The sequence below is a fragment of the Hymenobacter ruber genome (assembly GCF_054783255.1).
On sequence record NZ_BAAGQX010000004.1, the window covers coordinates 1,581,777 to 1,607,836 of the forward strand.

General features: G+C 59.5%; 23 protein-coding genes. 10 read left to right on the top strand and 13 right to left on the bottom strand.

Annotated features, from left to right (window positions below):
* Positions 1-39: 39 nt before the first annotated feature.
* The 5 genes from pabB to ACYVM5_RS17340 form a co-directional block, all read right to left on the bottom strand.
* Positions 40-1,317, bottom strand: coding sequence for an anthranilate synthase component I family protein (pabB, locus tag ACYVM5_RS17320; RefSeq protein WP_460619354.1), 1,278 nt, complete (start codon positions 1,315-1,317; stop codon positions 40-42).
* 55 nt (positions 1,318-1,372) lie between these two features.
* Entirely contained in the window at positions 1,373-2,953 is a 1,581-nt protein-coding gene (locus ACYVM5_RS17325; RefSeq protein WP_460619355.1) for a tetratricopeptide repeat protein, read from the bottom strand.
* 80 nt (positions 2,954-3,033) lie between these two features.
* Positions 3,034-3,795 carry a zinc ribbon domain-containing protein gene (locus ACYVM5_RS17330; RefSeq protein ID WP_342296452.1) on the bottom strand — a complete coding sequence of 254 codons (762 nt, stop codon included), beginning with the start codon at positions 3,793-3,795 and terminating at the stop codon, positions 3,034-3,036.
* Positions 3,785-4,906: a Nif3-like dinuclear metal center hexameric protein gene (locus ACYVM5_RS17335; protein WP_460619356.1), complete on the bottom strand. Its 1,122-nt coding sequence runs from the start codon at positions 4,904-4,906 to the stop codon at positions 3,785-3,787. Before ACYVM5_RS17335 ends, ACYVM5_RS17330 begins: the two co-directional genes overlap by 11 nt.
* Positions 4,907-4,929: 23 nt before the next feature.
* Entirely contained in the window at positions 4,930-5,619 is a 690-nt protein-coding gene (locus tag ACYVM5_RS17340) for a uracil-DNA glycosylase family protein (protein WP_460619357.1), read from the bottom strand.
* A 113-nt stretch (positions 5,620-5,732) separates the two neighbouring features.
* On the opposite strand from ACYVM5_RS17340, the gene lpxK reads away from it, so the two are divergent.
* Genes lpxK through ACYVM5_RS17355 form a run of 3 tightly spaced genes read left to right on the top strand, consistent with a single transcriptional unit; the run spans position 5,733 to position 9,501 of the window.
* Positions 5,733-6,791: a tetraacyldisaccharide 4'-kinase gene (gene lpxK / locus ACYVM5_RS17345; RefSeq protein WP_460619358.1), complete on the top strand. Its 1,059-nt coding sequence runs from the start codon at positions 5,733-5,735 to the stop codon at positions 6,789-6,791.
* 55 nt (positions 6,792-6,846) lie between these two features.
* The gene (locus ACYVM5_RS17350) at positions 6,847-8,883 is read left to right on the top strand and encodes a putative porin (RefSeq protein WP_460619359.1); all 2,037 of its coding nucleotides are present in this window, start codon (positions 6,847-6,849) and stop codon (positions 8,881-8,883) included.
* A gap of 18 nt (positions 8,884-8,901) precedes the next feature.
* On the top strand, positions 8,902-9,501 hold the full coding sequence (locus ACYVM5_RS17355) for a MiaE family protein (RefSeq protein ID WP_198068597.1): 600 nt from the start codon (positions 8,902-8,904) through the stop codon (positions 9,499-9,501).
* A gap of 184 nt (positions 9,502-9,685) precedes the next feature.
* On the opposite strand, the gene fahA is transcribed toward ACYVM5_RS17355, so the two are convergent.
* From fahA to ACYVM5_RS17370, 3 genes are all read right to left on the bottom strand, one after another.
* Positions 9,686-10,978 carry a fumarylacetoacetase gene (gene fahA, locus ACYVM5_RS17360; RefSeq protein ID WP_460619360.1) on the bottom strand — a complete coding sequence of 431 codons (1,293 nt, stop codon included), beginning with the start codon at positions 10,976-10,978 and terminating at the stop codon, positions 9,686-9,688.
* 223 nt (positions 10,979-11,201) lie between these two features.
* Complete coding sequence (locus tag ACYVM5_RS17365; protein WP_198069023.1) at positions 11,202-11,417, bottom strand: NifU family protein; 216 nt, start codon at positions 11,415-11,417, stop codon at positions 11,202-11,204.
* Positions 11,418-11,465: 48 nt separating this feature from the next.
* Positions 11,466-12,569 (bottom strand): Mrp/NBP35 family ATP-binding protein, encoded by a 1,104-nt coding sequence (locus ACYVM5_RS17370; RefSeq protein ID WP_460619361.1) that lies wholly within the window; start codon positions 12,567-12,569, stop codon positions 11,466-11,468.
* A gap of 158 nt (positions 12,570-12,727) precedes the next feature.
* Between ACYVM5_RS17370 and ACYVM5_RS17375 the strand changes: the two genes are divergently transcribed.
* Positions 12,728-13,129, top strand: coding sequence for a hypothetical protein (locus ACYVM5_RS17375; protein WP_460619362.1), 402 nt, complete (start codon positions 12,728-12,730; stop codon positions 13,127-13,129).
* 124 nt (positions 13,130-13,253) lie between these two features.
* Here the strand turns inward: ACYVM5_RS17375 and ACYVM5_RS17380 are convergent, their stop codons facing one another.
* Complete coding sequence (locus ACYVM5_RS17380) at positions 13,254-14,051, bottom strand: phosphatase PAP2 family protein (protein ID WP_460619363.1); 798 nt, start codon at positions 14,049-14,051, stop codon at positions 13,254-13,256.
* A 228-nt stretch (positions 14,052-14,279) separates the two neighbouring features.
* Entirely contained in the window at positions 14,280-15,545 is a 1,266-nt protein-coding gene (locus tag ACYVM5_RS17385; protein WP_460619364.1) for an asparagine synthetase B, read from the bottom strand.
* 133 nt (positions 15,546-15,678) lie between these two features.
* On the opposite strand from ACYVM5_RS17385, the gene ACYVM5_RS17390 reads away from it, so the two are divergent.
* The 3 genes from ACYVM5_RS17390 (at position 15,679) to ACYVM5_RS17400 (ending at position 18,311) form a co-directional block, all read left to right on the top strand.
* Positions 15,679-16,116 carry a hypothetical protein gene (locus tag ACYVM5_RS17390; protein ID WP_460619365.1) on the top strand — a complete coding sequence of 146 codons (438 nt, stop codon included), beginning with the start codon at positions 15,679-15,681 and terminating at the stop codon, positions 16,114-16,116.
* Between the two features lie 45 nt (positions 16,117-16,161).
* Positions 16,162-17,403, top strand: a complete 1,242-nt coding sequence (locus tag ACYVM5_RS17395) for an ABC transporter permease (protein ID WP_460619366.1) — start codon at positions 16,162-16,164, stop codon at positions 17,401-17,403.
* 71 nt (positions 17,404-17,474) lie between these two features.
* Complete coding sequence (locus ACYVM5_RS17400; RefSeq protein ID WP_460619367.1) at positions 17,475-18,311, top strand: hypothetical protein; 837 nt, start codon at positions 17,475-17,477, stop codon at positions 18,309-18,311.
* A 196-nt stretch (positions 18,312-18,507) separates the two neighbouring features.
* Here the strand turns inward: ACYVM5_RS17400 and mtaB are convergent, their stop codons facing one another.
* Positions 18,508-19,842 carry a MiaB/RimO family radical SAM methylthiotransferase gene (gene mtaB, locus ACYVM5_RS17405; protein ID WP_460619368.1) on the bottom strand — a complete coding sequence of 445 codons (1,335 nt, stop codon included), beginning with the start codon at positions 19,840-19,842 and terminating at the stop codon, positions 18,508-18,510.
* A gap of 30 nt (positions 19,843-19,872) precedes the next feature.
* Positions 19,873-21,735, bottom strand: coding sequence for an LTA synthase family protein (locus ACYVM5_RS17410; RefSeq protein ID WP_460619369.1), 1,863 nt, complete (start codon positions 21,733-21,735; stop codon positions 19,873-19,875).
* Between the two features lie 248 nt (positions 21,736-21,983).
* Here ACYVM5_RS17410 and ACYVM5_RS17415 point away from each other — a divergent pair, with 248 nt between their 5' ends.
* Positions 21,984-24,173, top strand: a complete 2,190-nt coding sequence (locus ACYVM5_RS17415; RefSeq protein ID WP_460619370.1) for a glutamine synthetase III family protein — start codon at positions 21,984-21,986, stop codon at positions 24,171-24,173.
* Positions 24,174-24,330: 157 nt separating this feature from the next.
* Here the strand turns inward: ACYVM5_RS17415 and ACYVM5_RS17420 are convergent, their stop codons facing one another.
* Positions 24,331-24,864: a hypothetical protein gene (locus ACYVM5_RS17420; protein ID WP_460619371.1), complete on the bottom strand. Its 534-nt coding sequence runs from the start codon at positions 24,862-24,864 to the stop codon at positions 24,331-24,333.
* A 193-nt stretch (positions 24,865-25,057) separates the two neighbouring features.
* Here ACYVM5_RS17420 and ACYVM5_RS17425 point away from each other — a divergent pair, with 193 nt between their 5' ends.
* Both ACYVM5_RS17425 and ACYVM5_RS17430 read left to right on the top strand, forming a co-directional pair.
* Positions 25,058-25,423: a hypothetical protein gene (locus tag ACYVM5_RS17425; RefSeq protein WP_198074431.1), complete on the top strand. Its 366-nt coding sequence runs from the start codon at positions 25,058-25,060 to the stop codon at positions 25,421-25,423.
* Positions 25,424-25,460: 37 nt separating this feature from the next.
* A complete protein-coding gene (locus ACYVM5_RS17430; RefSeq protein WP_460619372.1) occupies positions 25,461-25,988 on the top strand; it encodes a PAS domain-containing protein in 528 nt (175 codons plus the stop codon).
* Positions 25,989-26,060: the final 72 nt, after the last annotated feature.

Below are 26,060 nucleotides of genomic sequence, written 5' to 3' on the forward strand. Positions count from 1 at the left end.
AGGTTTCATTCGACGCCGGGCGGGGGCAAGCTCCGCACCTTACTCAATGCCTGTTCCCAACACTTCCAGCAAAGCCCTGGCTTTCAGCAAGCACTCATCGTATTCACGCTCCGGGTCCGAGTCGTAAGTAATGGCGGAGCCGACCTGGAAGCTCAGGTAGCCGGTATCCTGGCGGTATTGCAGCGAGCGGATGACGACGTTGAAATCGAAATTTCCATCGGCTACCACATAGCCAATGCTGCCGCTGTAGAGGCCGCGTCGGCTGCTTTCGTACTGCTCGATAAGCTGCATGGCGCGGATTTTCGGCGCGCCAGTCATTGAGCCCATGGGGAAGGTGGCGCGAAGAATTTCGGCCAGGCCGGTGCCGGGGCGCAGGTCGGCGGTAACGGTCGAAATCATCTGCCAGAGGTGGCGAAAGGGGTAGAGGCCGAAAAGCTCGGGCACGCGCACGGTGCCGGTGCGGGCCACGCGGGCGAGGTCGTTGCGCACGAGGTCCACAATCATCAGGTTCTCGGCGCGCTCTTTTTCGTCGTGTAGCAGGGTTTGGCGCTGTTGTTCATCCTCGGCGGGCGTGGCCCCGCGCCGGATGGTGCCCTTGATGGGCTGGGAAATCAACTGCCCGTTGCGGTGCGCCAGAAAGCGCTCGGGCGAGGCGCAGAGCAGGAAATGGTCGTGCCAGCGCACGAAGCCCGCAAACGGCGCAGGCGAGGCCTGCATGAGCTGCCAGAAAACTTCCACGGGATTCAGAGCCACGCTTTCGGCATAGAATTCCTGACAGAGGTTCAGCTCGTACACTTCGCCGTTGAGAATATCCTCCCGAATGGCTTCCACGGCCCGCAGGTACTCGGCTTTGGGCAGGCGCGGGCGCATCGGAGGTATGGCCAGCGCCGCAGCTGGCGGCACGGGCTGCACCACAATCTGGTCTAAAATGTCTTCCGTTTGCCCGTAGATTTCCAGCGTATCAGTCCGCCACACCAGCCAGGTTTCCGGGGTGAAAAAATGCAGGAGTGGCCACTCAAATCCTGCAAAATTCTCGCTGTAAAGGGCCTCGATGTCGTTTTTTAAGTCGTAGGTCAGGAAACCAAAACGGGGTGCAGCAGTCGCCGGCTGCCCAGACAAGTCAGCCAGCGAATGGGCACTTTGGGCTCCGGCCGGCGCTACTGCCAGTAGACACTCGAATGCACCCTGCGGGTAAGCCAGGTCGTTGTTCTCGAAATAGGTGCAGTGCGGAAATGTAGCGCCCCAGTGCAGCGCCCGTACTCGAAAATCGGCGGGTAACTCATGCAGTGGAATGGTTTCGAAAGCAGTTGCGGGCACAACAGAAGAGCAGGAATTGCCGTTGGTTTGGCGGGTTTCGGCGATAAAGTTCGGATTACTTCAACTCCCGCAGGGCCAGTTTGGCTTTGGCGTCGGTGCTGTTTTTGTATTCGTGCCAGGGATAATTCAGCGCCCGCCGGAAGTACAGGCGCGCCGTGGGCTTGTTGCCTACACTCTGGGCCATATAGCCCTGTTGCAGGGCGGCCTGGGGGGCGTAGTAGTAGGGCGCTTTGGGGCCGGCCTCGGTTTGGGTTTGCTCAAAGTAAAACCAAGCCGAATCAAGTCGGCCGAGGCCCTGATAGGCGCGGGCGCGCCGGTACGGTGCCTCAATGCGGTCGCGCCAGAGTGTGGCCTGGGTGGCGTGGAAGGCCCGTAGCGTACTCAGCGCCTCACGGTCGTAGCCACCGTCGGACTGCAGTCGGGCTTTGGTGAGGATGGGGTTGAGGGCCACCGCTTCCTGGTAGTAATGTTGGGCGTACACGTCCTCCTCCACATCGGCCGGGCCGGGCTGGTTGATGAGCGCACGGTACCTGGCCGCCGCGGCCGGCTGTCCGCTCAGCCACGCCGCCAGGTAAAGCTTAAACGCCGCATCCTTGCGGTAGTGCTGGCCCCGGAACTCGTGCAGAAACGTCAGATTCTCGCGCTCCGATGCCGCATATTCGCCCCGGTAGAGCAGCAAATCGGCGGCCATGTGGTGCAGGTAGGCAGTGGGGAGGTAGCCGGGGCCGGTGGGGCGGGCGCGGTAGGCCGCCAGGGCCGCCGCGCCGTGGTGCTGCCGCTTCTCCACGCTGATACGCAGGTAGGCGAACAGCAGGTTGTCGGGCTGTTGGGTGGTGAGTTGCTCAGACAGTCGCAGGGCTTCAGCAGGTTTTTTATAGTAGCTCTCCCGAATGAGGGCCAGAAAAATCTGGCTTTCGAGCTGGAAGTCATTCGGCTGCGTAGCGGCTTGGGCCAGGCGCTGCAAGCCGGTGTCCAGGTTGGCCGTGAGGCCCAGCAGGCGCAGCAGCCAGTGGTAGCCTTCGGGCAGGGAGCCCACTGCAAACTCGCAAACCCCCAACGTCTTGCGGGCCGGCAGGAAATTAGGATAATGCTTCACCACGTCCTGCATCTGGTGGTAGCCGCTACGCAAGTGGTAGCCGCCCATCACCAGATGCTTGAATAGCAGTTGGCTCAGCCCGAGGTGTAGCGTGATTTCGGCCCGGGCGTAATCGCGCAGAGCGCTGGCGGGGGCATCATCCAGCACATCGAAGCGAGCTTCCTGTGCGTCCGTCAGCGCATCGTAGCGGCCGGCATCCTGGGTGATGAGCAGTTCCACGAAGTCGGCGCAGTTGGCCACCAGCAGGGGGGCAGGGGCCGTTGGCGTGCTGGCCAGTTCGGGCCGGAGTAGGGCGCGGGCCGCATCGATACGCAGCTTCAGAAGCTCGGCGTAGGCGCGGCGGCTGTTGGTGGTAAGGGCTTCGGGTTTTTGCCCTGCCGGCTGTTCGGCATTGGCATCTATCTGTTGATTTTCGACGGCCTGAACCGGGCGCATCCAACTCGCCTGCGCCAATAGTGGCCCGCTCGCCAACGCCAGCAATACCCCCGCCAGGCGGGCGCGGGTGCAAAACGCAGCAACGGAGAAAGCACAACCAAACATGGACCAACAAAGACCTAAAAGCCCGGCAACAAAAAAGGAACGGCACTGCCGTTCCTTTTTCAATTCATAGCAAGCGAAAACTACGAGATACGCGCTTCCACATCGGCCAGAATCCGGCCGCAGTGCTCGCACACGATGATTTTCTTGTGCGAGATGATGTCGGCCTGGCGCTGGGGCGGCACCGTGTTGAAGCAGCCACCGCAGGCGTCGCGGCGCACCAGCACCACGGCCAAGCCGTTGCGCACGTTGCCGCGGATGCGGGTGTAGGCCGTCAGCAGGCGGTCTTCCACCGGTTTGGTGGCTTCTTCGCGTTGGGCCATAATGGCGCGCTCTTCTTCTTCGTTTTCCGAAATAATGGTGTCGAGTTCGCTTTTCTTGGTGTCGAGGTCTTTGCGGCGCTCGTCCAGTTTCGACTTCGTACCGCTGATTTCGGCGTTTTTCACGTCAATCTGGTACTGCGACTCCTTGATTTTCTTGTCGGCAATCTGGATTTCCAGGCGCTGCAGCTCAATTTCCTTGGCAATGGCTTCGAACTCGCGGTTGTTGCGCACGTTCTGCTGCTGCTCGTCGTACTTCTTGATGAGCGTTTCAGCATCCTTGCTGGCCTGCTTGCGGCTCTTGATGAAGTCGTTCAGGCCCTGAATGTCCTCGTCGAATTTCTTCACACGCACCTCGTAGCCAGCAATTTCGTCTTCGAGGTCGCTCACTTCCTCGGGCAAATCGCCCCGCACGCGCCGAATTTCGTCGAGCTGCGAGTCGAGGTGCTGCAGGGTGAGCAGGGCTTCGAGCTTGGCGGCTACGGGAACGTCGGCGGGAGCCACGGCGGCACTTTTAGCAGTCATATTGAACGGGGTTCGTAGGGGTTTCAGCGATTAAGACCGCAAAAGTACGTTCAAATCCGGCCGTTAGCAAATCCCGAAACACTTCGCCGGTGAACTGTTCGCTCTCGAAATGGCCCACGTCGCACAGCATCAACTGGCCCTCGGCGCCAAAAAACTCATGGTATTTCACATCGCCGGTCACGTAGGCATCGGCCCCGGCGGCCCGCGCCGCGCCAATGAGAAACGCGCCCGCCCCACCGCAGATGGCCACCGTTTTAATGGGCTTCTCAAAAGCCGTATGACGCACCACGGGCACCAGCAGCTGCCGCTTCAGCCGCTGCCGGAATGCGGCCGGAGTCAGCGCCTCGGGCAGCTCGCCCACCAGGCCCGCGCCTATTTCCTGATGCACGTTTTCGAGTTTAATCAGTTCATAAGCAACTTCTTCATAAGGATGCGCGGCTCGCAACGCCCGCAGCACGGCCGCCTGCCGGTGCAGTGGCAGCAGCACTTCGAGGCGCAATTCGGCCACTTTTTCGGGCTGGTTTTGGGCGCCGATGGCGGGCTGCGTGCCGTTGCCGGGCGTGAAAGTTCCGGTGCCTTCGGTGCGGAAGCTGCAATCAGAATACTGGCCGACCTGGCCCGCCCCAGCGGCGTAAAGTGCCCCCAGCACGCGGCCGGCTAAGTCGGCTTGCTGGTCCTCGGGCCGGTTGGGCACGTAGGTGATGAGGCGCGCCAAAGTTCCGGTTTGTGGGGCCAAGACGCGGGTTTTTAGCAGGCCAAGTTTTTCGGCGAGTTTGTCGTTAACGCCACCACGCACGTTGTCAAGATTGGTGTGGGCGGCGTAAATGGCCACGTCGTTTTTGAGGGCGGCGATGATGGTTTGCTCCACTTCATTGGCCCCGGTGAGGCGCTTGAGCGGCCGGAAAATAACCGGGTGGTGGGCCACCACTACGTTGCAGCCGCGCCGGATGGCCTCGGCCACCACGGCCGGGGTGCAGTCCAGGGTTATTAGCACGCCGGTGATTTCGGCCTGTGGGTCACCGCATTGCAGGCCGGCGTTGTCGTAGCTTTCCTGGTAGGCGAGGGGCGCGGCAACCTCCAGCAGGCGGGCAAGGTCTTGAACTGTGGGCACTTTGAGGAGGGTTGAATGTTGAGTTATGAGTTGGGCAGGAGTTGGCCCAGCGTTTCTACATAATGCGCCACGTTGGCGGCCGTGTTGCGGCTTTTGTACTGCATGAGGTAGCGCGGGTGGTCGAGCACGACAATTTCATTGAACAAGCCTAGCTCGGCGTTGAGGCGTTTGAAAAATTCACCGTTGCGCTTGCCCAGGCTCACGGCCACATCCCGCCGCAAACCTAATACTTCCACCTGTTGGCGCAGCGAAAGCTGAATATCCGGCCACAGGGCTTTAGTGAGGGCAGGGGCATCGTAATAATTGTAATTCAGCCCGTTTTTCAGCAACACCAATGGATACAGCGACCCCACGTAGAAGTGCTGATAAAATGCCGTTGGGCCGCCCATTGCTTCGATGACTTTGTACACGAACTGGGTGGAAGTTTCGGGTCGTTGGCGCGGCAAATCGTGTTCGATGCCGCAAAATTCGGTCAGCGCCGTAGGGTCGGTGAAGGCGACGCCAGTACGGCCCATGCCCAGCCGGCCGGGGTTGATGCCCAGCACGGCCACGCGGGGCGACGCTGCGGTATAAAATTTATGGGCAAACTGGCTCAGCAGCTCATATACGGCCGGCTCACGGAAGGGACTCTGGGCAATTACACCGTTGGGCAGGGGCGCCGGTAGCGGAAAGGTGCGTAGAAATTGCAGCAACTGGTCGGCAAATGAGGCCATGGAGGACTAAGAATAATTGCGAACGAGTTTTACGAGCCCAGACGTTTGCTGACGCCCTGACCTCCGGGAGACTGTACTTTTGCGAGCTGTAACCGGTCCGAAGTTTCCTGCTCATGTCTGCCGTATTGACTTTTTTGCTGCTGCCGTTTTCCTGGCTTTATGCCGGGGTGCTGGCCGTGCGCAACTGGCTGTACGACGTGGGCTGGAAACGCGCTGAAACCTTTGCCGTGCCGCTGCTCAACGTGGGCAATCTGCGCGTGGGCGGCACCGGCAAAACGCCCCATGTAATCTGGCTGGTGGAAGAGCTGCTGCGCCAGGGCCACCGCCCGGCCATTCTCAGCCGGGGCTACGGCCGCCAGACCAAAGGCCCGCGCCTGGCCGGCCCTGCCGATTCGGCCGCGACGGTGGGCGACGAGCCCTGGCAGTATTTCGAGCAGTTCGCGGCCCGCAAGGTGGTGGTGGCCGTGGCCGAGGAACGTCGGCTGGGTGCTCAGTTATTGCTCCGCGAACACGCGGAAATCACCGTCATCGTGCTCGATGATGCCTACCAGCACCGCGCTGTGCGCCCCACGCTCAATGTTTTGCTCACTGAGCTGGCCCGGCCGTTTTATGAAGACCATGTGCTGCCCGCCGGCCGCCTGCGCGAAAGCCGTGCCGGGGCCGCCCGGGCCGATGCTGTTATTGTGACCAAATGCCCGCCCAATATTTCAGAAGCTGACCAGCAGGCCGTGGTGCAACAGATTCGCCGCTACAGCCGGCCAGAGGTGCCCGTGTTATTCTCCATTTACGAGTACGCCGCGCCTCAAGTACTGCCAGATGCTACGCCAACGACACTCACTGCCGGCCCCGCCGTGCTGCTGACGGGCATTGCCCAGCCCGGACCGTTGCGGGAGGAACTTGAGAAACAAGGGTTTGAAATTCAATACCACGCTCAGTTTCCTGACCATTACACCTTCACGCCGGCCGACCTGACGGCGCTGCGGGCGCATTGGCAGCCGGGCTGGCCTATTTTTACAACGGAAAAAGACGCTACGCGCCTGCTTGCCCCCGAATTGCGGGTGGCCCGGGCCGGGCTGCCGCTCTATACCATTCCGGTGCGGGTGGCGTTTTTGAATAATGGTGGCGCAGCCCTGCGCCAGCTGTTGCCGCCCGCGCCCACTGCGAAGGCTTGATTTACATTGACTTGATTGGCTGCGCGGTTGCGCTCCGACCTATTTCGTTTCCTCCTTGAAGGCTCTGCAATTACCTTTTTTACTTTCCTGGCCGCGCCTGTGGCCCCTTTTCTGTCTGCTGCTGGCGCTGGCCGCGTCCACGGCGCGGGCACAGGTGGTCGATGACTCGACCAAGGTGCTGTACGGGCCCAAAACCACGCGCCTTATCTACGAGGCCGAGGTGCTGCGCGACTCTACCTCTGGAACGCCGCTCGACACCACGCTCACCAAATGGCCGCAGGCGCGGTTCTGGTTTCATGACACCACGTTTCAGCAGGATTTGGGCACGGTGGGTTCGGCTTCGCGGCCGTTGTTTTATCAGCCCAATCTCGAGTTGGGAGCCCGCTTCGGGCGCAACGTATTTGACAAATACGCTCGCGATGCCCGCACGGTGCCGTACTACGATTCCCGCTCGCCGTATTCATTTTTTCGGGTGGTGCAGTCGGGCTCGGGCGAGCAGGTGTTCGAAATCAGCTACAGCCGCAGCCTGAAAAAGAATTTCAGCGTAGGCGTGGCCTATGAGCGCATTGCCTCCAATAAAGTGTTGGCCGCCAAGGGCTCGCGCGATGGTCTGGTGGAACATTCCAACCTGCTGTTTTTTGGCCGCTACCAGAACGAGAACGAGCGGTACCACCTGCTGTTCAACTTCAGCAACGTGCGCCACCGCGCCCTGGAGCAGGGCGGCATTAAGCCGCTGCCCGACGAAAATACCCCGCAGGACCTCTTTAACTACCGTGAGCAACAAGTATGGCTGACCCAGGCCGCCAACAACGAGGACCGCGACGAGTTCTACCTCACCCACACCTACCGCCTGCTTGGGCGTGGCCTTACCGTCTACCACACCTTCGACGCCAAGCGCCAGTACAACAATTTCGCCGATTTGGGGCTGGAAACGGCCCGTACTTCCGATGGCTCGCTGGAACGCACGTTCTTCCCCAGCACCTTCAACAGCCCCACGGCCACCATCGACCGCGCCGAGTACCGCCAGCTCGAAAACACCTTCGGCGTGCTGGGCCGCACCAAAGCCGTCGAATACCGCCTCTACGCCCGCGACCGCATTGCTTCTGTGACCAGCCAAACGCTTGCGCCCGGTTCCACTACGGCCAACCTTATGCTGCGGGAGGCCGCGCCGAAACGCCAGTTCAACCAGTTCTTCGTCGGGGGCACGGCTGCCTTCAACTACCGCACTATTTACGCCATAGAAACGGCCGGCGAAGCTTACCTAGTGCCGCTGACTGGGCTGAGCACCAGCAGCTATAGCCTCGAATACTGGGCACGGGGCAATGTGCGCACCGGTCCGCTATCGGCCGAAGCGCTGGTAAATTCCTACTCGCCCACGCTCACCCAGCAGGAGTTCATCGGCAACCACTACGCCTGGAGCCATTGGGATGGCAAATACACCAGCCCGGCTACCAACGCTATCGATGGCGTTTTCAAAAATACCAGCACCCTGCAGCTCACGGGCCGCCTGCAGCTCAAAGTGCCCAGCTTGGGTCTCCTCACTGGCCAGCGTTTGGAGGCCAGCCTGAGCGGCGTCAACATCGCCAATCTGGTGTATTATGGCACTACGGGCGCGCCACAACAGCTCGGTACCAGCCGCAACCTGGTTATCGCCTTTGCGCGGCACCGCACCATGCTGGGCCGGGTGGGCTTCGACAACCAGGCCACCTACACCAAGGGCGACAACGACAGCGAAGGCCTGCGCATTCCCAATCTGGTCACCAATTCACGGGTGTTTTACGAGAGCTATATTTTCCGCAAAGCGCTGTTCAATCAGATTGGGGCCGAAGTCTATTACCAATCAGAATTCCGGGGCTACACCTACAATCCTACAGCCCAGCAATTCTACCAGCAGGACCATTTCACCATCGGCGCTCACGCCGTCGCCGACGTGTTTTTTGTGGCCGATATCAAAGCCGTCTCGCTATTTCTAAAAATGGCTTACGTCAACCAAGGGCTGGCAGGTAGTTACAACGGCTATTATGCTTCGCCTTATTATACCGGCTATCCACGCCGGTTTCAGCTGGGCGTGAAGTGGAATTTCTTCAATTAGCGATAATTATAAATAACGATGACGAAGGAAAAAACCATCCTTAAATTAAAGCTCAATACCGACCCGCGTTGGGTAAATATTGCGGAAAAAAATATCGAAGATATTCTGGTCGACCACGCCTGGTGTGAGCAGAAAGCCGCCAGCACCGGCATCAGCATGATTATCCATTACCCCGAGAAAACCCGCCTCGTGGATGAGCTCACCGACCTGGTAGCCGAGGAGTGGAGCCACTTCGAAAGAGTGCTCCTGGAGCTTCGCAAACGCGGTTTTGCCCTGGGCCGCCCGCGCAAGGATGAGTACGTGGTGCAGTTGCTGGCCCACGTGCGCAAAGGCGGTGCCCGCGAGCGCCAGCTCATGGACCAGCTCCTGGTTTCGGCCCTCATTGAAGCCCGCAGCTGCGAGCGGTTCAAATTGCTCTGGCAAAATATCGCCGACCAGGAATTAAGTAAATTTTACTACGAATTGATGGTTTCCGAAGCCGCACATTTTGTTAGCTACGTCGATTTAGCCAAGGAATATTGCGACCCGAAATTAGTTGAAGAGCGGTTGCAGGAATTGCTGGTAATTGAAGGAGAAATCGTGACAAATTTGCCCGTGCGCGACGACCGCATGCACTGATTATTTGTCATTGCGAGGCGTCCTGTCATTGCGAGCACAGCGAAGCAATCCGTCCTGTACAATGTGATAAGCCCTGAAATGTGACAAGCCCCGAGACTTTACAGTGCCGGGGCTTGTCGCTTAATAAAATGTATGATTTTGGCAGAACGGATTGCCACGGGCTTCGCCTCGTAATGACAGGCGCCTACAACGACAGCGCCGGCAGCACCGTACCGCGCACCTCGCCAAAACCAATGCGAATGCCGTCCTTTTCTGCGTAGCCGCGCATGGTCACGGTGTCGCCATCGAGCAGGAAACTGCGCTCCGAGCCATCGGCCAGGGGTACCGGCCGGGTGCCGCGCCACGACAGCTCCAGCATGGAGCCCAGCGAATCGGGGGTGGGGCCGGAGATGGTGCCGGAAGCGTAAAGGTCGCCGGCTTCGAGGTTGCAGCCGTTGGAGGCGTGGTGGGTGAGCTGCTGGGCCATGCTCCAATACATCAGCCCGAAATTGGTGCGGCTGATGGTGGTTTCGGGGCCGTTAGCGGGGGCCAGGGCCACTTCGAGGTGCACGTCGAAATTGTGCGCGCCGCTCTGGCTCAGGTAGGGCAGGGGCGTGGGTTCCTGCACCGGGCCGGCTATGCGGAAGGGCTCCAACGCATCCAGCGTCACCACCCACGGGGCCACACTGCTACCAAAATTCTTGCCCAGGAATGGCCCCAGCGGCACGTATTCCCAGCTTTGCAGGTCGCGCGCGCTCCAGTCGTTGAACAGGCACAGGCCGAAAATATGGTCTTCGGCTTCGCCGATAGGAACTGTCGTGCCCAGCTCGGTACCGGTGCCCACTACGAAGGCCATTTCCAGCTCAAAATCGAGCTGGCGGCTGGGGCCGAAGGTGGGCGCGTCTTCGGTAGGAGCTTTGCGCTGGCCGTTGGGCCGGCGAATGTCGGTACCCGACGCTACAATGCTGCTGGTGCGGCCGTGGTAGCCGATGGGCAGGTGCCGCCAGTTGGGCAGCAGCGCATTGGCCGGGTCGCGGAACATGGTGCCCACGTTGGTGGCGTGCTCGATGCTGCTGTAGAAATCGGTGTAGTTGGCAGGTTTTACGGGGCGGAGCATGCGCACTTCAGTTTGGCGCAGGAGGCAGTCGCGCACGGCCAGCTCGTTGTCGCGCAGGCGGGGTTCGTCGTGGCGCAGCAGCTCGCTCACGCGCTGGCGCACAGCGCGCCAGGCTGGTCGCCCCAGCCGCAGAAACGCATTGAGCGACTTCCGGCGAAATACTTTCGGTTGCGCATCACCCAACTCATCCAAGTCCTCAAAAAAACCAAACTGGCTGGCGGCATACAAATCCAAAACGTAACCGCCAATGGCCACGCACAGATGCGGCCCCCGCTCATCGGTTTCAAACACACCAAAGGGCAGGTTCTGGATGGGGAAGTCACTTTCGGGGCGAATATCAATCCAGGAACGGAGTGCGGGCGAGTTGAGGGCGTTGGGCATATTGGGGTGGTGAGGTTCGGGCGGTAAAATTAGGGTGAACCGCGGTTTAGGTTGGTAGATAAACAGACGGAACCGGTTGCGCTAAAATCAGAGCGTCATGCTGAGCGTAGTCGAAGCATCGCTACCGCAGCAGTAATCCGGGCGATTGGATTACTGCTGCGGTAGCGATGCTTCGACTACGCTCAGCATGACGCTCAATGAGTTGCTAATAAGAAGTAGGGCGCTACCGGGCCTCAACGGCGGTGATTTCGGGCACGGCTTTTTTCACCGTGTCTTCCAGGCCGGCGCGGGTCATCGGCGACATGGGGCAGGCCCCGCAGGCCCCTTCCCATTCCAGTTGCAGCACGCCCTCGGGGGTGATGTTGGCCACGCGCACATTGCCGCCATCGGTGGCCAGGTAGGGGCGCAGGGTGTTGAGGGCCGCCTCGATGCGGGGCATCAGCGGATGGTCGAAAGCAGGAAGGGATGTTGTCGTTTCCACAGGCAATTAGGCATTCATTTGCACGACGGCCGTTTTGGGGGCCACGTTGTTGCGGATACTCACCTGACGGGCCACCGCCTCGGCCAGGTCGGCAAACAGCTTGCCCACCACCGATTCCGGGTCGAGCACGGCCGGCTGGCCCTGGTCGCCGTTTTCGCGGATGCTTTGCACCAGCGGCAGCTGGCCCAGCAGCGGCACATCGTGCTGCGCGGCCAAGCGCTGGCCGCCGTTTTCACCAAATATGAAGTACTTGTTATCCGGTAATTCGGCCGGCGTAAACCAGGCCATGTTCTCCACCACGCCCAGCACGGGCACGTTGATTTGGGGCTGGCGGAACATCTGCAAACCCTTCTGGGCATCGGCCAGGGCCACTTTTTGCGGCGTAGTCACGATGACGGCCCCGGTCACGGGCACGGTTTGCACCAGCGTGAGGTGAATGTCGGAAGTGCCGGGCGGCAGGTCGAGCAGCAGGTAGTCGAGCTCGCCCCAATCCACTTCGGTGATGAATTGCTTGAGGGCCGACGAAGCCATTGGCCCGCGCCACACAATGGCGCTTTCGGCCGGGGCCAGAAAGCCGATGCTCATCAGCTTCACGCCGTATTTTTCAATGGGCTGAATCAGATTCTTGCCGTTCGGGCCCTGGAAAACGTGCGGTGCCTCGTTCTCCACATTGAACATGACGGGCACACTGGGGCCGGAAATATCGGCATCGACCAGGCCAACTTTGGCCCCGGTGGCAGCCAGCGCCACCGCCAGGTTGGCCGTGACGGTGCTTTTGCCCACACCGCCCTTGCCCGAGGCAATGGCAATGATATTTTTTACGCCGGGCAGCAGGTCGCCGCGGTTGTTGCGGCCAGTGGTTACGCGCGAAGTCATGGTAATCACCACGTTGGCGTCCTTGTTCACCATCGTGTGGATGGCGCGCTCGCAGGCATCATGAATGAGCTGCTTGAGGGGGCAGGCCGGCGTGGTGAGCACGACGGTAAACGCGACGGTGAGCCCGTCAATCTCAACGTTCTCAATCATGTTGAGCGTCACGAGGTCCTGGCCCAGGTCGGGCTCTTCAACGTAGCTCAGGGCTTTGAGAACGGCTTCTTTGGTTATGGTCATGGATTAGGCAATGCGCCAAATGGCAGCGTAGTGCAAAGATAACCCCGGAAGGGCCGGCACGGTTCGGTAGCGTTGCATTGCCCGGATTCTACTGTTGAGCTTGGATTTTTATATGATTATGGTAACAAAAAAAATAATTAAAATAATTTTTATAAATTGTGTTTGTTAAGCTGACAGATGTCATATTTACCAAAAAAACAAACCCTTTACTTTCCAGCGTGCCATTTACTCACCCTTCTCGTGCAACAATTATGCAACATCATGACCAAGATGCTGGAGCCTGCGTTATGACCCCTTCATGCTGTGCCCACTGCGAAGAAGACCTAGAGCAATTAGTTGTTTTTGAGCTGATTGTGCCAAAGGCTGCCAAAGTGGCTTTGCCACGCCTACAGCCAGAAATTGGTCCGTTGACCCTGCGGGAGAACTCCGTTACGACTACCGTACCGGGCAAGCTATACGTGCAGTTGCAGGCCAGCAACACCGCCACCCAGGCGGGATGGTATATGACGGCAACCCTTACAGCGGCGGCCTCGACCAGCTTTCCCAGTAGCCGGCAGTAAACAGTAGCCGTTGGCAAAGTCCTGCACAGGTTTCAGGTGCAGGCAGATGTGCCTTTGGCAGTGATTGGGTGCGCACGTTGCCGGCAATGTGCTGGATACAACTCCTGCAGCAATGCTGCTGGTGCTACGGCCGGAAAGCCAGCGCGGCCCCCGCGCCCGCGCCGGGCACGTAGGTGGGCACCAGCAGCAGCCGATGAGCGAGGCGGGGCGGCAGCATTTTGGTGAACGCAGGATACAGGTGCCACACGGTTTCGGCAGAAAGAAAGCCGATGGCGGCCCCGGCCAGCACGTCGGTGGCCCAGTGCTTGTTGCCCATCAGGCGCATGGCCCCCGTGGCGGTGGCCACGGCGTAGCCGCTCACGCTCACCCACGGGTACTGGCGGCCGTACTGCTCGTGCAGCAGCGTGGCCGTGAGGAAGGCCTGTGAGGTGTGTGACGACGGGAAGGAGCTTAAATCCTGAACGTTGTAGGGGCGGGGCTCAGCAGTAATGCGCTTGAGGTTGCTCACGATGCCTTCGTCAAGCTCGTGGGCGGCCAGGTAGATGAGCGTGAAACCCACCGCCGAACGCTCGCCCCGGTGGCCGGTGGCCATCAGGCCGTAGGCCAGGGCCAGCGGCGCGTGGCGCGTATAGTCGTCGATGCCGTGCGAATCGAAGCCCCGGAAAATTTCCTGCGTTTCGGCTTGCATGTCCTGTTTGGCCTGGCATAGTACCGTGCTGTACGTGGGGCTGTGGGCCAGCACGCCCACTGCCACCAGCGCCGACGGCACGGCAATGCGCAGGGCCACGGCGCGGGCCTTGCTGGTGGGCAGCCGCGCCTGCATCGTGGAATCCACGGGCGGTGCTGCGAGCTGCTGGGCCTGGGCCGAACGAGCTGTCAGGCCACTCAGCGCAAACAAGAGTAGGCTTAGGCGTAAAGTCAAGTCAATGGCATATGAATGTGGCTCTTAAAATTAAGCGCCAAGCAGCCTTGCCAGGAACGCGAAACCGGTGAATGGCCCGCTACACAGGGCGAACAGAAGGTAAACTCCAGCCAAGGCAAAATGCCGGACCTTGTGCAAGGACCTCAGTGCCCGCATGTAGGAAAACCCAATCCAAGAAAAAAGCCCCAACGGGTAAAAGTTGGGGCTTGACTTATCGGGTGGTGTAGCCTAGGTTTTCTGCTTCTTCTTTTTGGCCGCCGGAAAGAGGATGTTGTTTAGAATCAGGCGGTAGCCGGGTGAGTTGGGGTGCAGGGCCAAATCGGTTGGTTCTTCGCCCACCAGGTGCTGGTAGTCTTCGGGGTCGTGGCCGCCGTAGAAGGTCCAGGTGCCCTTGCCCAACGTGCCGTGGATGTAGCGGGCCTCGCCGGTTTGCTTGGTTTCGCCCATCACGATGACATCGGACTTGATAAGGCTTTTGCGGAAAGCCGTGGTCTGGCCCATGAAGCCGTGGATGGTTTTCTCGTGGTCCTGGGTGAGCATGGTGGGCACCGGGTCGTACTTGGCCGAATAGGTGAAGAGCGAGAAATAGTCGTTCTGCTCGCCCAGGCCGCGCTCGTTGGGCTGCATGTCGATGTTGGAGTACTCGTAGAAGTAGGGGTCGCGCACCAGCTGGAAATTCTGGAAGGCCAGGCAGCGGTTGAAATTGAGCTTGGACTGCGCGGCCGGGTCGGCCGGGTCGCCGTCGTACATGCTTTCTACCATGTCAATGCCCAGGCCGGCCAGCGCAATATCGTAGCTATCGGTGGCCGAGCACATGGCGAACAGGAAGCCGCCACCGGCAATGAATTCCTGCATTTTGGTGGCCACCGCGCCCTTCATCACGCTCACTTTATTGAAGCCGTTGCGCTTGGCGGCGGCTTCGGCGTCGCGCACCTGCTGCTGGTACCAGGGGTAGTTGCGGTAGGTGGCGTAGAACTTGCCATACTCGCCGGTGAAATCTTCGTGGTGCAGGTGCAGCCAATCGTACTTGGGCAGTTCACCTTTTAGCACCTCGTCGTCGTAAATCTGCGTGTAGGGGATTTCGGCGTAGGTGAGCACCATTGTCACGGCATCGTCCCAGGGCTGCTTGCCTTTGGGCGTGTACACCGCAATTTTGGGCACTTTCTCCAGCTTCATCACGTCCATGTTGGCGTTGGGGTCGGCTATTTCCTGGAGGATGCCGGTGTACTGCGCCTCGCTGATTACCTGAAAGCTGACGCCGCGCACGGCCAGCTCGTTCTCGGCCCCCGGTGTGCTTTCGAAAGCAAAGGAACCGCCCCGATAGTTGAGCAGCCAGTCGACGGGCACCTCACGCTGGAGCAGCCAGAACGCCACGCCGTAGGCCTTCAGGCACTCTTTCTGGGTGTTGTCCATCGGAATGAACACGTGGTTGGCGCGGGCCGCCAGCGGGGCCACGGCCACGAGCAAAAGCAACAAAAAACGCTTGAGCAGCATAGTTTTTGGGAGAAGGAAACGCAGCAAACCAACGAGGTTGCGGCGCCAGTGGTTCAAGTTAGGCGTCGGCCGCCGAACTTTGGCGTCCTTGCGCTGCCGTGTGGCCTTGCCTTCAGTTAACAACTTGTTGTAAATGGCTCAGACATTGACCCTCGATTGTTCCAATGGCGAAATTCTTGATTTTATTGACCAGTGGGTATTTCTATTGGCACAGGAGAAGTACGATGAGGCTATGGCTTTTATGGAAGCAGAACCTTATTGGACTGCAGACTTAATACGGGAAATCATAACCGAAAATGGAAGCTCAAGTGACCGAGTTACGCTTCATAACAACGGCACATCGGTAGATGGCACCGGAAAGGTGTGGCCAACAACACAGCGAAAAGAAGTGGAGTGGTATAGCGAAGAAAGAAGTAAAGCAGAGGAAATAAATTGGTTTGATGAAAATAAGGGAGATGTTTGGTACGATTTAAACATTAACGGTTTGGTATCGGATTTAACAGCCACTTTTGATTTAGAAAAGCGGGATGGGAGGATACATGTCATTCTCCAAGATATTCATGTGATGTAAATCTGGAATAGCTGTTCAATTGGTCTTTAATATAACGATTAGTAAATGAGCCCTTTCGAAAACGTCCGCGAAGCCTTCCGCTCCATCCGCGCCAACCTGTTGCGCACCATTCTCACGGCGCTTATTCTCAGCATCGGGCTGTTTGCGCTGGTGGGCATCCTCACGGGCATCGACGCGATGAAGAATTCGCTGTCCGAAACCTTCGCCAGCCTCGGGGCCAACTCATTTGAACTGCACGCCAAAGGCTACAGCAACCGCGGGCGGCGCGGCGGCGTGCAGGCCAAGCAGTACCCGCCCATCAGCTTTCTGCAAGCCAAGCTCTATAAAAAGGCCATTGGCGACGATGCCAAAGTTGGTATCTCGGCCTTCATTGCCGGGGCCGTGGAAATGAAAGCCAACGGCACCAAAACCAACCCCAACATGCAGGTAGTGGCCGGCGACGAAAATTACCTGAAAATTGAGGGCTATAACCTGGCGGGCGGCCGTACTTTCTCGCAGGCCGAGCTGAATAGCGGGGCCAACGTGATGATTGTGGGCGACGAAATTCGCTCCAAGCTGTTCCCCAAGCAGAGCCCGGTGGGCAAATACGTGGCCGCCATGGGCCGCCGCTTCCTGATTGTGGGCCTGCTGGAAAAAAGCGGCAGCGGGGCCGGTGGGGGCGGCGGGGCCGACCGCATTGCCCTATTGCCCCTCGAAACCGGCAACCAAATGCCCCGCCAGCGCGCCCTCACCTACGACGTGAAAACGGCCACCGACAACCACGCCACCCTCAACTTCATCATGGGGCAGGCCACCGGCATCATGCGCGCCGTGCGGCACGACAAGCTGGGCCAGGAAGAGAGCTTCGTGGTGGAAAGCAGCGAGTCGCTGGCCAATGATTTGGATTCGATTTCGGGCAAGATGAAAGCCGGCGGCAGCATCATCGCCTTCGTCACCCTGCTCGGGGCCAGCATCGCCCTCATGAACATCATGCTGGTGTCGGTGACGGAACGCACCCGCGAAATCGGCATTCGCAAAGCCCTGGGCGCGACGGCCCGCCAAATCCGGTTTCAGTTTCTGATGGAAGCCATTGTAATTTGCCTGCTGGGCGGCGGCATGGGCATTCTGCTCGGCGTGCTGGGCGGCAACCTGGTGGCGAAGTTCGTGGGCTCGGGGTCCTTCCTGGTGCCCTGGGGCTGGATGGCGGCGGGCCTGGTCATTTGCGTGGGCGTGGGCATGGCCTCGGGCTACTACCCGGCCAGCAAAGCCGCCGCGCTCGACCCGATTGATTCGCTGCGCTACGAATAGACATAACGCGAATCAGAGCTAACTAAGCATCTTTCTTATACATTTGCACAACTACTCATTTGTGTAAGTGTATGGCAGTGCCCGTTTCCGTTCCTATCGACCAGCGCTTTGCGCAACTCATTCAGCAGTTTGGGTTGACCAAAAACAGCTTTGCCATCTCCCTGGGCAAGACGGCTAGCGTGGTGCAGCACCTCATCGATGGCCGCAACAAGCCCGGCTACGACCTGCTGTGCAAGGTTTTTGAGATTTATCCAAATGTGTCCAGAGACTGGCTTTTGCTGGGCCGAGGCCCCATGCTGGTAAGCGGCGAACACGCGCCAAAAGCCGTAGCACCACCCGTAGCGCCAGCGCTGGAAGCACCGCTCGAACCCATCGATTTATCCGATGTGGAAGTTCAAGCGGCCCGCCGACCCGGCCCGGGCGTGGCCGGCTCCCGGCTTCAGCCCGCCGAGATAGCGGCCACGCTGGCGCTGGCCGCTACGGCCAATCAGCCTGTGCGCCCCGTCGGGGCCTCGACTCCTGATAAGGTTGAAACTCCCCAGTCCGCGGCGGTCTCCGCTACGCCCGTTGTCGTTGTAGTTGAAGCGCCCGTAGCAATTGAAGCTCCTGCAGCTCCCGAAGCCCAAGCCGCTTCTGCAATTGCCGCGCAAGCCCCGGCGCAACCCAGCGTACCACAAATGCCGGAGCCCGTCCCGGCGACGGCTGCGCCACAGCCCATGCCAGCACCATCCGTCCCGGCAATACCCGCTCCTAGTGTGCCATCGCCCGAAATTTATGTGACGGCCGCCCTGCACGCCCAGCACTTGCAGCACCAGCTGGTACTCGCCGAAATGCGCAACCAGCACCTACTGGAGCAGCAGCAGATGCTGCGCGAAATGCTGGCCATGGCCCGGCAGAGTATGGTCTGAACCACGGATTCGTGCAGATTCATGCGGATTCATGGGGATTGCACGGATTTGTAGACAGTTTAACAACAATGAATAACCAACCCAAGCGAAAAGGTCACTCGATAAGAGTGGCCTTTTTACATTTTTGACCGGCTTATAAAACCGTCTACAAAACCCATGCAATTCGAAAAATCCGTCCGAATCCGTGGTCCGTGGATTAGGCAAAGATGCCCATCTCCTCCGCTTCCATCAGGCCGGAGGCATTCACGCTGGTGAGGCGCAGTGGCTTCATTTCGCCTACCAGCAGCGGGTCGTATTTCGCGGCCACGCGGATGTAATTGGGCGTGAAGCCTTCCATCTGGCCATTGGTCACGTCGTCTTCAAACAGCACTTCGGTTTCGAGGCCGAGGTGCTCTTCGTAGAAAAACCGCTTTTTCTTCTCCGAAAGGCTGCGCAGCTGCGTGGTGCGCTCGTGCCGCACTCGGTCCTGCACTCGGCCCGGCAGGGTGGGTGCCAACGTATCGGCCCGCTCCGAGTACGGAAAAACGTGCAGGTAGCTGAGTGGCAGCTCGTTCAGGAAGTTGTAGGTGTCCAGAAAGTCCGCGTCCGTTTCGCCGGGAAAGCCCACGATGACATCAACCCCGATGCAGGCGTGCGGCATCAGTTCCTTGATGCGGGCCACGCGCTGGGCGTAGAGGGCCCGGCGGTAGCGGCGGCGCATCAGGCCCAGAATCTTGTCGGAGCCGCTTTGCAGCGGGATGTGGAAGTGCGGCATGAAGCGTTCCGAAGCGGCCACCGTAGTCAGAATCTCATCGGTGAGCAGGTTGGGCTCGCAGCTGCTGATGCGGAAGCGGCGGATGCCGGTTACCTGGTCCAGCGCCTGCACCAGTTGGGTGAAATCTTCGCGGCGCTCGCGCTCGGGGCCTTGCAAGCCAAAGTCACCGAGATTTACACCGGTGAGCACGATTTCCTTCACGCCGGTTTCGGCCAGCTTCTCAACGCGCTCTACCACACTGGCTACGCTGCCCGAGCGGCTGCCGCCCCGTGCCAGCGGAATGGTGCAGAACGAGCAGGAATAGTCGCAGCCGTCCTGGACCTTGAGGAAAGTGCGGGTGCGGTCACCGAACGAGTGCGCAGCCACAAATTCAGTAGCTTCCGAGATAGGCGAGGCGTGCACCGCGCCGGGCTGCCCGGCGGCGGGCTTCTGGAAATCGGCCAGAATATCGACCAGCATAAATTTCTCAGCCGCGCCCAACACGGCGCTCACGCCGGGAATGGCTGCAATTTCCTGCGGCTTAAGCTGGGCGTAGCAGCCCACGATGGCCACAAACGCCTCGGGGTTGTGCTTCAGGGCCTGCTGCACAACCTTGCGGCACTTGCGGTCGGCATGGTCCGTGACGGAGCAGGTATTGATAACGTATAAGTCGGCCCCGGCTTCGAAGGCGACCTTCGCAAAGCCCTTTTCCTCAAACTGCCGGCCAATGGCCGACGTTTCGGAGAAATTCAGCTTGCAGCCGAGGGTATAAAAAGCGACAGATTGGGGGGTAGGCATAGTCCCGCAAAGGTACGGCTCGGGCGCGTTCTACTTGCGCGCAAAGTCTTCCAACGACACCTGCTCCATGGCCTGGCCCAGCTGCAACTGGCTAGTGGGGGGGGCGCCGTAACGGTCCCATACGTGGCGGCTCACGTTATCGAAGGTGATGGTTCCCTGCGGCGAAACGGTCCCAAAACCGTTATTGAAGCAATAATAGACGAACGGCGGGTTGTGCGCCGCCAGCAAGTCACGGCTCCAGACAAAGGCCGTAGCGGGCAATTGAAGCTGGTGCAGCAGCGTGGCAGCCACATCCGTTTGCGAGCCCAGGGAATTTACTACCCGGCCGCGGGCTGCGGGCCGCAGCGCGCCGCCAGCAAGCAAAAGTGGAATCCGGAACTTGTCAGGACTTTGGTTAGAAGAATTGCCGGGCTGCTGGTGGCCGTGGTCGGCCACCAGCACCAGCAACGTATGGGCGTACCAAGGCTGTTTTTTTGCTTCCTGCAAAAATTTACCCAGGGTGTAATCCGTGTAATAAACCGAGTTGCGAAACAGCTCCACTTCGTCGGCGCCGGGGAAATGCGGCTTCATCGGCACCTCAAAGGGCTCATGGCTGCTGAGGGTGAAGGCCGTGACGAAAAATGGCTGCGGCTGTTGGCGCAGGTCGCCCAGAATCCGGTTGAACAGCACGCCGTCGTGGGCGCCCCACTTGGAGTTCTGGTCGGCCGCGGCAAAGTCGGCTCGCTCTGTGAATTTCTCGTAGCCGCCCGCTTGCAGGTAGCTGCGCATGTTGGCAAATGCCAGCTCGCCCCCGTAGTAATAGTGCGAGCGGTAGCCCACTGCTGCCAACGACCGGCCCAAATGGGGGAGGCGCTCGGTTTTGCGCGGAAATTTGATGATGCTGGTGGTTGGCTGATTGGGGTAGCCTGAAAGCAGCGAAACCAAGCCTTTCTGGCTGCGGTCGCCGGCCGCGAAGATGTTGTTGAACAGAATGCCGGTCCGGGCCAGGCTGTCGAGATTCGGCGTCACGCCCTTTTCACCGCCCACGCTGCCCACGAACTTCGAGGTAAAGCTTTCGAGGATGATAAACAGCACGTTGGGCCGCGCTTCACTCAGTACCAGTGCCGAAGAATCGGGCCGGGCCGGAGCACCCACCGCCAGCGGGTATAGCCCCGCTACCAGGCGGCGCGCCGTGCTGTCGGGCATAAAAGGCTTGATAGGCTGCTCGGCGGCCCGCAACACCAGCGCGCTTATCATATTCCAGGGCGCATTGAGGGCCGCGTGGTTGGCAAAGGCCACGTTGGAAAAATACACATCGCTCTGGTTCACCGGAATCTGCTGGGTGCCACCACGCAGCGGCACCACCAACAGCGCAGCGTAGAGCAGGCTGGCCAGCGCCGCCCGCCCGCGCCCAAACCACGTAGGCAACGGCGCGAGCCGCCCCACCACTACCTTATATAAGTATGTGCCCGCGCCCAGCAGGCCCAGGAGCAGTAGTAGCAGCACGCCAATGGGCGCGCTACCCGCCGAGGCGGCCATTTCCTGCGGGGAGTTCAGATATTGTATAGGGGTGTCATCGAGCCGGAAGCCCCACACGCGGTACAGTTCCAGGTCGGCCGTAACCAAAACCGCCAGCACAATACCAACAATGGCCGAATAACCTGTTAGCAGCCGCTGCAAGTGCAACTTGGGAAACAGGCTGCCAATCACAAACAGCAGAAACGGAATCAGGCACACGTAAGCTGCCGCCGAAGCATCCAGCCGCAGCCCATACCCCAAACTTCCCAGTAACTCTGCTACCGACAATTGGGCCGCTGCCTGATGCTGATACCCCAGAAACAAGCCCCGGCACAGCTCAAAAAATACCAGCCAGAAAAAAAAGTAGCGCGGCTGGAACGCAAAGCGGTTTTTCACGCCCTAAAGATAGAGCCCGCCGATACGCCCCGAAAGCATTGCATAATTATTGGTTTGGTGCTTGTGAAGGCACTGTTGTCGGAAAGAGGCTGAAAAAATCAGCTAGTCTAGAGAAAAATTAGGTGTATTTAAGAATAAGCCTTAAAAAATCAGGGTGGTTCGATGCAATTTGTGTTTCATGTTTTATCTTTGCCCTCAGAATACGAACTCATCCGGCTCACTATTTCCCCGTTTGGTAGTCAATCCCTATGGCCATCCTCCGCTTTAAAGCTTTAGAACTCGTTAACCAGCGCCGCCCCATTACGGTGGAGCCCGCCGCCGCCCGCCGCTCTGACAGCTTCGGGCAAAGCGTGTTCAACTTGGAAGCTATGCGGGCCACCATGCCCGGCGATTATTTCAAGAAGCTGCAAGCCGCCATCAAACAGGGCGCTACCGTGGAGCGCAACGTGGCCGACGCCGTGGCTTCGGCCATGAAAACCTGGGCCATGGCCAAGGGCGCTACGCACTACACGCACTGGTTCCAGCCCCTGACCGGCGCCACCGCCGAAAAGCACGACTCGTTCTTCGACCTGAATTCCGACGGTCGGCCGATTGAAAACTTCAAAGGCTCGGCCCTCGTGCAGCAGGAGCCCGATGCTTCGTCGTTCCCCAACGGCGGCATCCGCAACACCTTTGAGGCGCGTGGCTACACCGCCTGGGACCCCACTTCGCCCGCTTTCATCATCGAAACGGTAGGCGCCAAAACGCTGTGCATTCCCACGATTTTCGTGGCCTACACTGGCGAAGCCCTCGACTACAAAGCTCCGCTGCTGAAGTCGCTGGCGCTGCTGGAAAAGTCGGCCCTCGACGTTTGCCACTACTTCGATAAAGACGTAAGCCGCGTGAACACCACGCTCGGCATCGAGCAGGAGTACTTCCTGGTTGACAAGGCATTGTACGACGCCCGCCCCGACCTGGTGATGACCGGCCGCACCCTCTTCGGCCACACGCCGGCCAAAGGCCAGCAGCTCGACGACCATTACTTCGGCTCGATTCCGGCCCGTGTGCACGGCTTCATGCTGGAGTTTGAGGAAGAGGCCAACCTGCTCGGCATTCCGCTGCGTACCCGTCACAACGAGGTGGCCCCCAATCAGTTCGAGTGTGCTCCCACGTTCGAGGATGCCAACCTGGCCGTTGACCACAACCAGCTGCTGATGGATGTGATGGACCGCGTAGCCGAGCGTCACAACTTCAAAGTGCTGCTGCACGAGAAGCCCTTCGCCGGCGTGAACGGCAGCGGCAAGCATAACAACTGGGCCATGAGCACCGACACCGGCGTGAACCTGCTCGCGCCCGGCCGTCGCCCCAAGGAGAATCTACAATTCCTGGCCTTCCTCATCACCACCATCAAAGCGGTGCACCGCTACGCCGACTTGCTGCGCGCCAGCATCGCTTCGGCCAGCAACGACCACCGCCTGGGCGCCAATGAGGCCCCGCCGGCCATCATGTCGGTGTTCCTGGGTTCGATGCTGGACGGCGTGCTCGATGAGCTGGAACGTACTGCCAAGCTGCCGCTCGACAAGGGCGATAATATTTACCTGAAGCTGGGCATCGACAAGATTCCGGCCATTCTGCTCGACAACACCGACCGCAACCGTACCTCGCCGTTCGCCTTCACCGGCAACAAATTCGAGCTGCGCGCCGTGGGTTCGTCGGCCAACTGCTCGTCGGCCATGACGGTGCTCAACACCATCGTTGCCGACCAACTCATCGATTTCAAAGAGTCGGTGGACGGCCTAATCGAGCAGGGCAAGAAAAAAGAGGTTGCCATTGTGGAGATTCTCCGCGAGTATGTAATATCTTCGAAGAACATTCGTTTCGAGGGCAACGGCTACTCCGACGAGTGGAAGGAAGAAGCCGAGAAACGTGGCCTCAGCAACATTGCCACCACGCCCCAGGCGCTTGATGCCCTGGTGCGCGACGATGCTGCCGACCTGTTTGCCCGCCACGGCATCTTCTCGGAAATCGAGCTGCACGCCCGCCACGAGATTTTGCTGGAGGAGTACATGAAGAAAATCCAGATTGAAAGCCGCGTAATGGGCGATTTGGCCATCAACCACATCATTCCGACCGCGCTTTCGTACCAGACCAAGCTGGTGAATAACGTGCGCGGCCTGCGCGAGCTGGGCCTCGACGACGAGCACAGCCAGGTGACGCTGGAAATGATTAAAGCCATTTCCCGCCACGTATCGACCATCAAAACCAACGCCGACGCCATGACGGAGGCGCGTAAGCAAGCCAACAAAATCGGAGACGCCCGCGAGCTGGCGGTAGCGTACTGCGAAGAAGTAAAACCAAAATTCGACCCCATCCGCCGCGCCGTTGATAAGCTGGAGCAGATGGTGGCCGACGAGGACTGGCCTCTGGTGAAGTACCGCGAACTGTTGTTCAGCCGGTAATTCGTCAGCGGACGGAATCGGGTCCGGTGTTGGGTGGGAATTCTCGCCGCGCCCCGGTTTTGAAAGAGCCATCTCGGGTGAGGTGGCTTTTTTTGGTAAGCGGCCGCAATCGTTTGCAGTTAGCCTGAGGGATGCCTTTCGTTGCGCTTGTGCTTGATTAGGCCGTTTTAACGGGTTTGGTTGTAGAAGCAGCCAGCAGCAGCGGTAGGCGCGGGGTGGCGGCATCGTCTTCCACGATTTCGGCGCTGCTGCCGGGGTCGGGCACCAGCATTTTCCAGGTGGCGCTGCGCAGCTCGTCAAGTTTGTCGAGGGCTTCGCTGATGGTGGGGTTGGCCTTCAGCTTGTCAAATAAGCCGCTTTTGTTGCCCACGGCAATCAGTTTTTCAATCACGAAGGGCAGCACCCAGCCCACCACGTTGGAGGCCAGCGCACCGCGCAGGCCCAGGCGGAGCAGCAGGCGCACGGTCATTTGCTCGATGAGCAGGACGCGGGCGGCGGGCAGCGCTTTATCGGCCAGGAAATCGGCTACCAGTTTGAGGTTGCCTTTTTCTACTTCGGCGCGGAGCACGTCCTGTACGCTGTCGAGGGCACGGGCGGCCAGCTGGCGAAACAGGCGGCCGGTTTGCCAAGCTGCGAGGCCGGTGAAGCGGGCTGCCCCGAGAAGGGAGGGCAGAAAGCGCGGTTTTTTCATGAGCTGCAACGAATATTAGCCCCAAATGGGCTGCACAAGGAACGCAGCAACGCCCAAAGGGGTTAGGCGCTGCGGTAAGGTACGGTTTGCGGGAACTACGGAAATGTTGGTGCTGCCAATTAATTCGGGTAACCCTTTTGCCATCTACTTGTTAGTTTTCTGCTTAGCCCAAGCGCGACGCTTTTTCTTTTGTATGTCTGATTTGCTGCTGGATATAAATTTACAACATCTGCCCGATGACTATTTTGGTGGGGAATGGCAAGTGGCCAGCCGGGTGCTGAACCACAACGACCCCGCTAGTCCGTTGGCCCTGGCCGACCGGCTGGTGCTCACGCCGGGCCAGTTGGAAGCTCGGCCCACGCCGCCCGGCCCCAGCCAAACCGGCAACTGGGCCGTGATGCGCGACGAGCTCATGAATCGGCCCTACCTCAACTTCGAGCTGCCCAACGAAGCCACCCGCGCCCTGGTCACGCGGCTGCGGCGCTCGGCCGACGGCCTGCGCAGCCAGCTGAACCTGTATTTCGCGTCGGGCATGGAAATGCAGCTCGACCGCGCCTAAGTGTAGTTTTATTTCGGTTTTTAAGCTTTTCTGATTCGTGAGCACACCGCAAGAAGTTACCCCACTGCCCGCCATCGCCCAAAACGGACTCGTAGGGCCTGAGCAGTTCACTTTCCTGGCCGATATGATTCCGCAATTGGTCTGGATTACCGACCAGAACGGGTTTCATACTTACTTCAACCAGCGCTGGACCAATTTCACGGGCTACGTGCTGGCCGACAGCGTGGGGCCGGATATGTGGAACAACCTGCTGCACCCCGACGACCGCGCCCGTGCCCGCGAGGTGTGGGGCCACTCGCTGGCCACCGGCGACGACTACAACATCGAGTATCGCTTCAAGTCCAAAGACGGTTCGTACCGCTGGTTTTTGGGACAGGCCCTGCCGCGCCGGAGCGAGGATGGCCAGATTATCGCCTGGTTTGGCACCTGCACCGATATTCAGGAGCAGCGCCAGATGCGCGACCAGCTTGAAGCGGCCTATTCCGACCTTGAAGCCAAGGTGATGTTCCGCACCCTGGACTTGGAGTGCGAAGTGAAGCAGTTGCGCGAAGCGGCCGGTAAGTAGGATTTGCGAGGTAAATGTGGTTCAGAACGGCTCTTCGGAGCCGTTTTGCGTTAGTAGCGGTATTATCGGCTC

What these genes read in the sequence shown, in the direction of transcription:
- ACYVM5_RS17330 (WP_342296452.1), bottom strand. Translation starts at nt 3,795, where the DNA reads ATGACTGCTAAAAGTGCCGCCGTGGCTCCCGCCGACGTTCCCGTAGCC.
- mtaB (WP_460619368.1), bottom strand. Translation starts at nt 19,842, where the DNA reads ATGCCTACCCCCCAATCTGTCGCTTTTTATACCCTCGGCTGCAAGCTG.
- ACYVM5_RS17325 (WP_460619355.1), bottom strand. Translation starts at nt 2,953, where the DNA reads ATGTTTGGTTGTGCTTTCTCCGTTGCTGCGTTTTGCACCCGCGCCCGC.
- fahA (WP_460619360.1), bottom strand. Translation starts at nt 10,978, where the DNA reads ATGCCCAACGCCCTCAACTCGCCCGCACTCCGTTCCTGGATTGATATT.
- ACYVM5_RS17355 (WP_198068597.1), top strand. Translation starts at nt 8,902, where the DNA reads ATGACGAAGGAAAAAACCATCCTTAAATTAAAGCTCAATACCGACCCG.
- ACYVM5_RS17420 (WP_460619371.1), bottom strand. Translation starts at nt 24,864, where the DNA reads ATGAAAAAACCGCGCTTTCTGCCCTCCCTTCTCGGGGCAGCCCGCTTC.
- ACYVM5_RS17385 (WP_460619364.1), bottom strand. Translation starts at nt 15,545, where the DNA reads ATGCTGCTCAAGCGTTTTTTGTTGCTTTTGCTCGTGGCCGTGGCCCCG.
- ACYVM5_RS17340 (WP_460619357.1), bottom strand. Translation starts at nt 5,619, where the DNA reads ATGGCCTCATTTGCCGACCAGTTGCTGCAATTTCTACGCACCTTTCCG.
- ACYVM5_RS17365 (WP_198069023.1), bottom strand. Translation starts at nt 11,417, where the DNA reads ATGCCCCGCATCGAGGCGGCCCTCAACACCCTGCGCCCCTACCTGGCC.
- ACYVM5_RS17370 (WP_460619361.1), bottom strand. Translation starts at nt 12,569, where the DNA reads ATGACCATAACCAAAGAAGCCGTTCTCAAAGCCCTGAGCTACGTTGAA.
- ACYVM5_RS17395 (WP_460619366.1), top strand. Translation starts at nt 16,162, where the DNA reads ATGAGCCCTTTCGAAAACGTCCGCGAAGCCTTCCGCTCCATCCGCGCC.
- ACYVM5_RS17390 (WP_460619365.1), top strand. Translation starts at nt 15,679, where the DNA reads ATGGCTCAGACATTGACCCTCGATTGTTCCAATGGCGAAATTCTTGAT.
- ACYVM5_RS17400 (WP_460619367.1), top strand. Translation starts at nt 17,475, where the DNA reads ATGGCAGTGCCCGTTTCCGTTCCTATCGACCAGCGCTTTGCGCAACTC.
- lpxK (WP_460619358.1), top strand. Translation starts at nt 5,733, where the DNA reads ATGTCTGCCGTATTGACTTTTTTGCTGCTGCCGTTTTCCTGGCTTTAT.
- ACYVM5_RS17415 (WP_460619370.1), top strand. Translation starts at nt 21,984, where the DNA reads ATGGCCATCCTCCGCTTTAAAGCTTTAGAACTCGTTAACCAGCGCCGC.
- ACYVM5_RS17425 (WP_198074431.1), top strand. Translation starts at nt 25,058, where the DNA reads ATGTCTGATTTGCTGCTGGATATAAATTTACAACATCTGCCCGATGAC.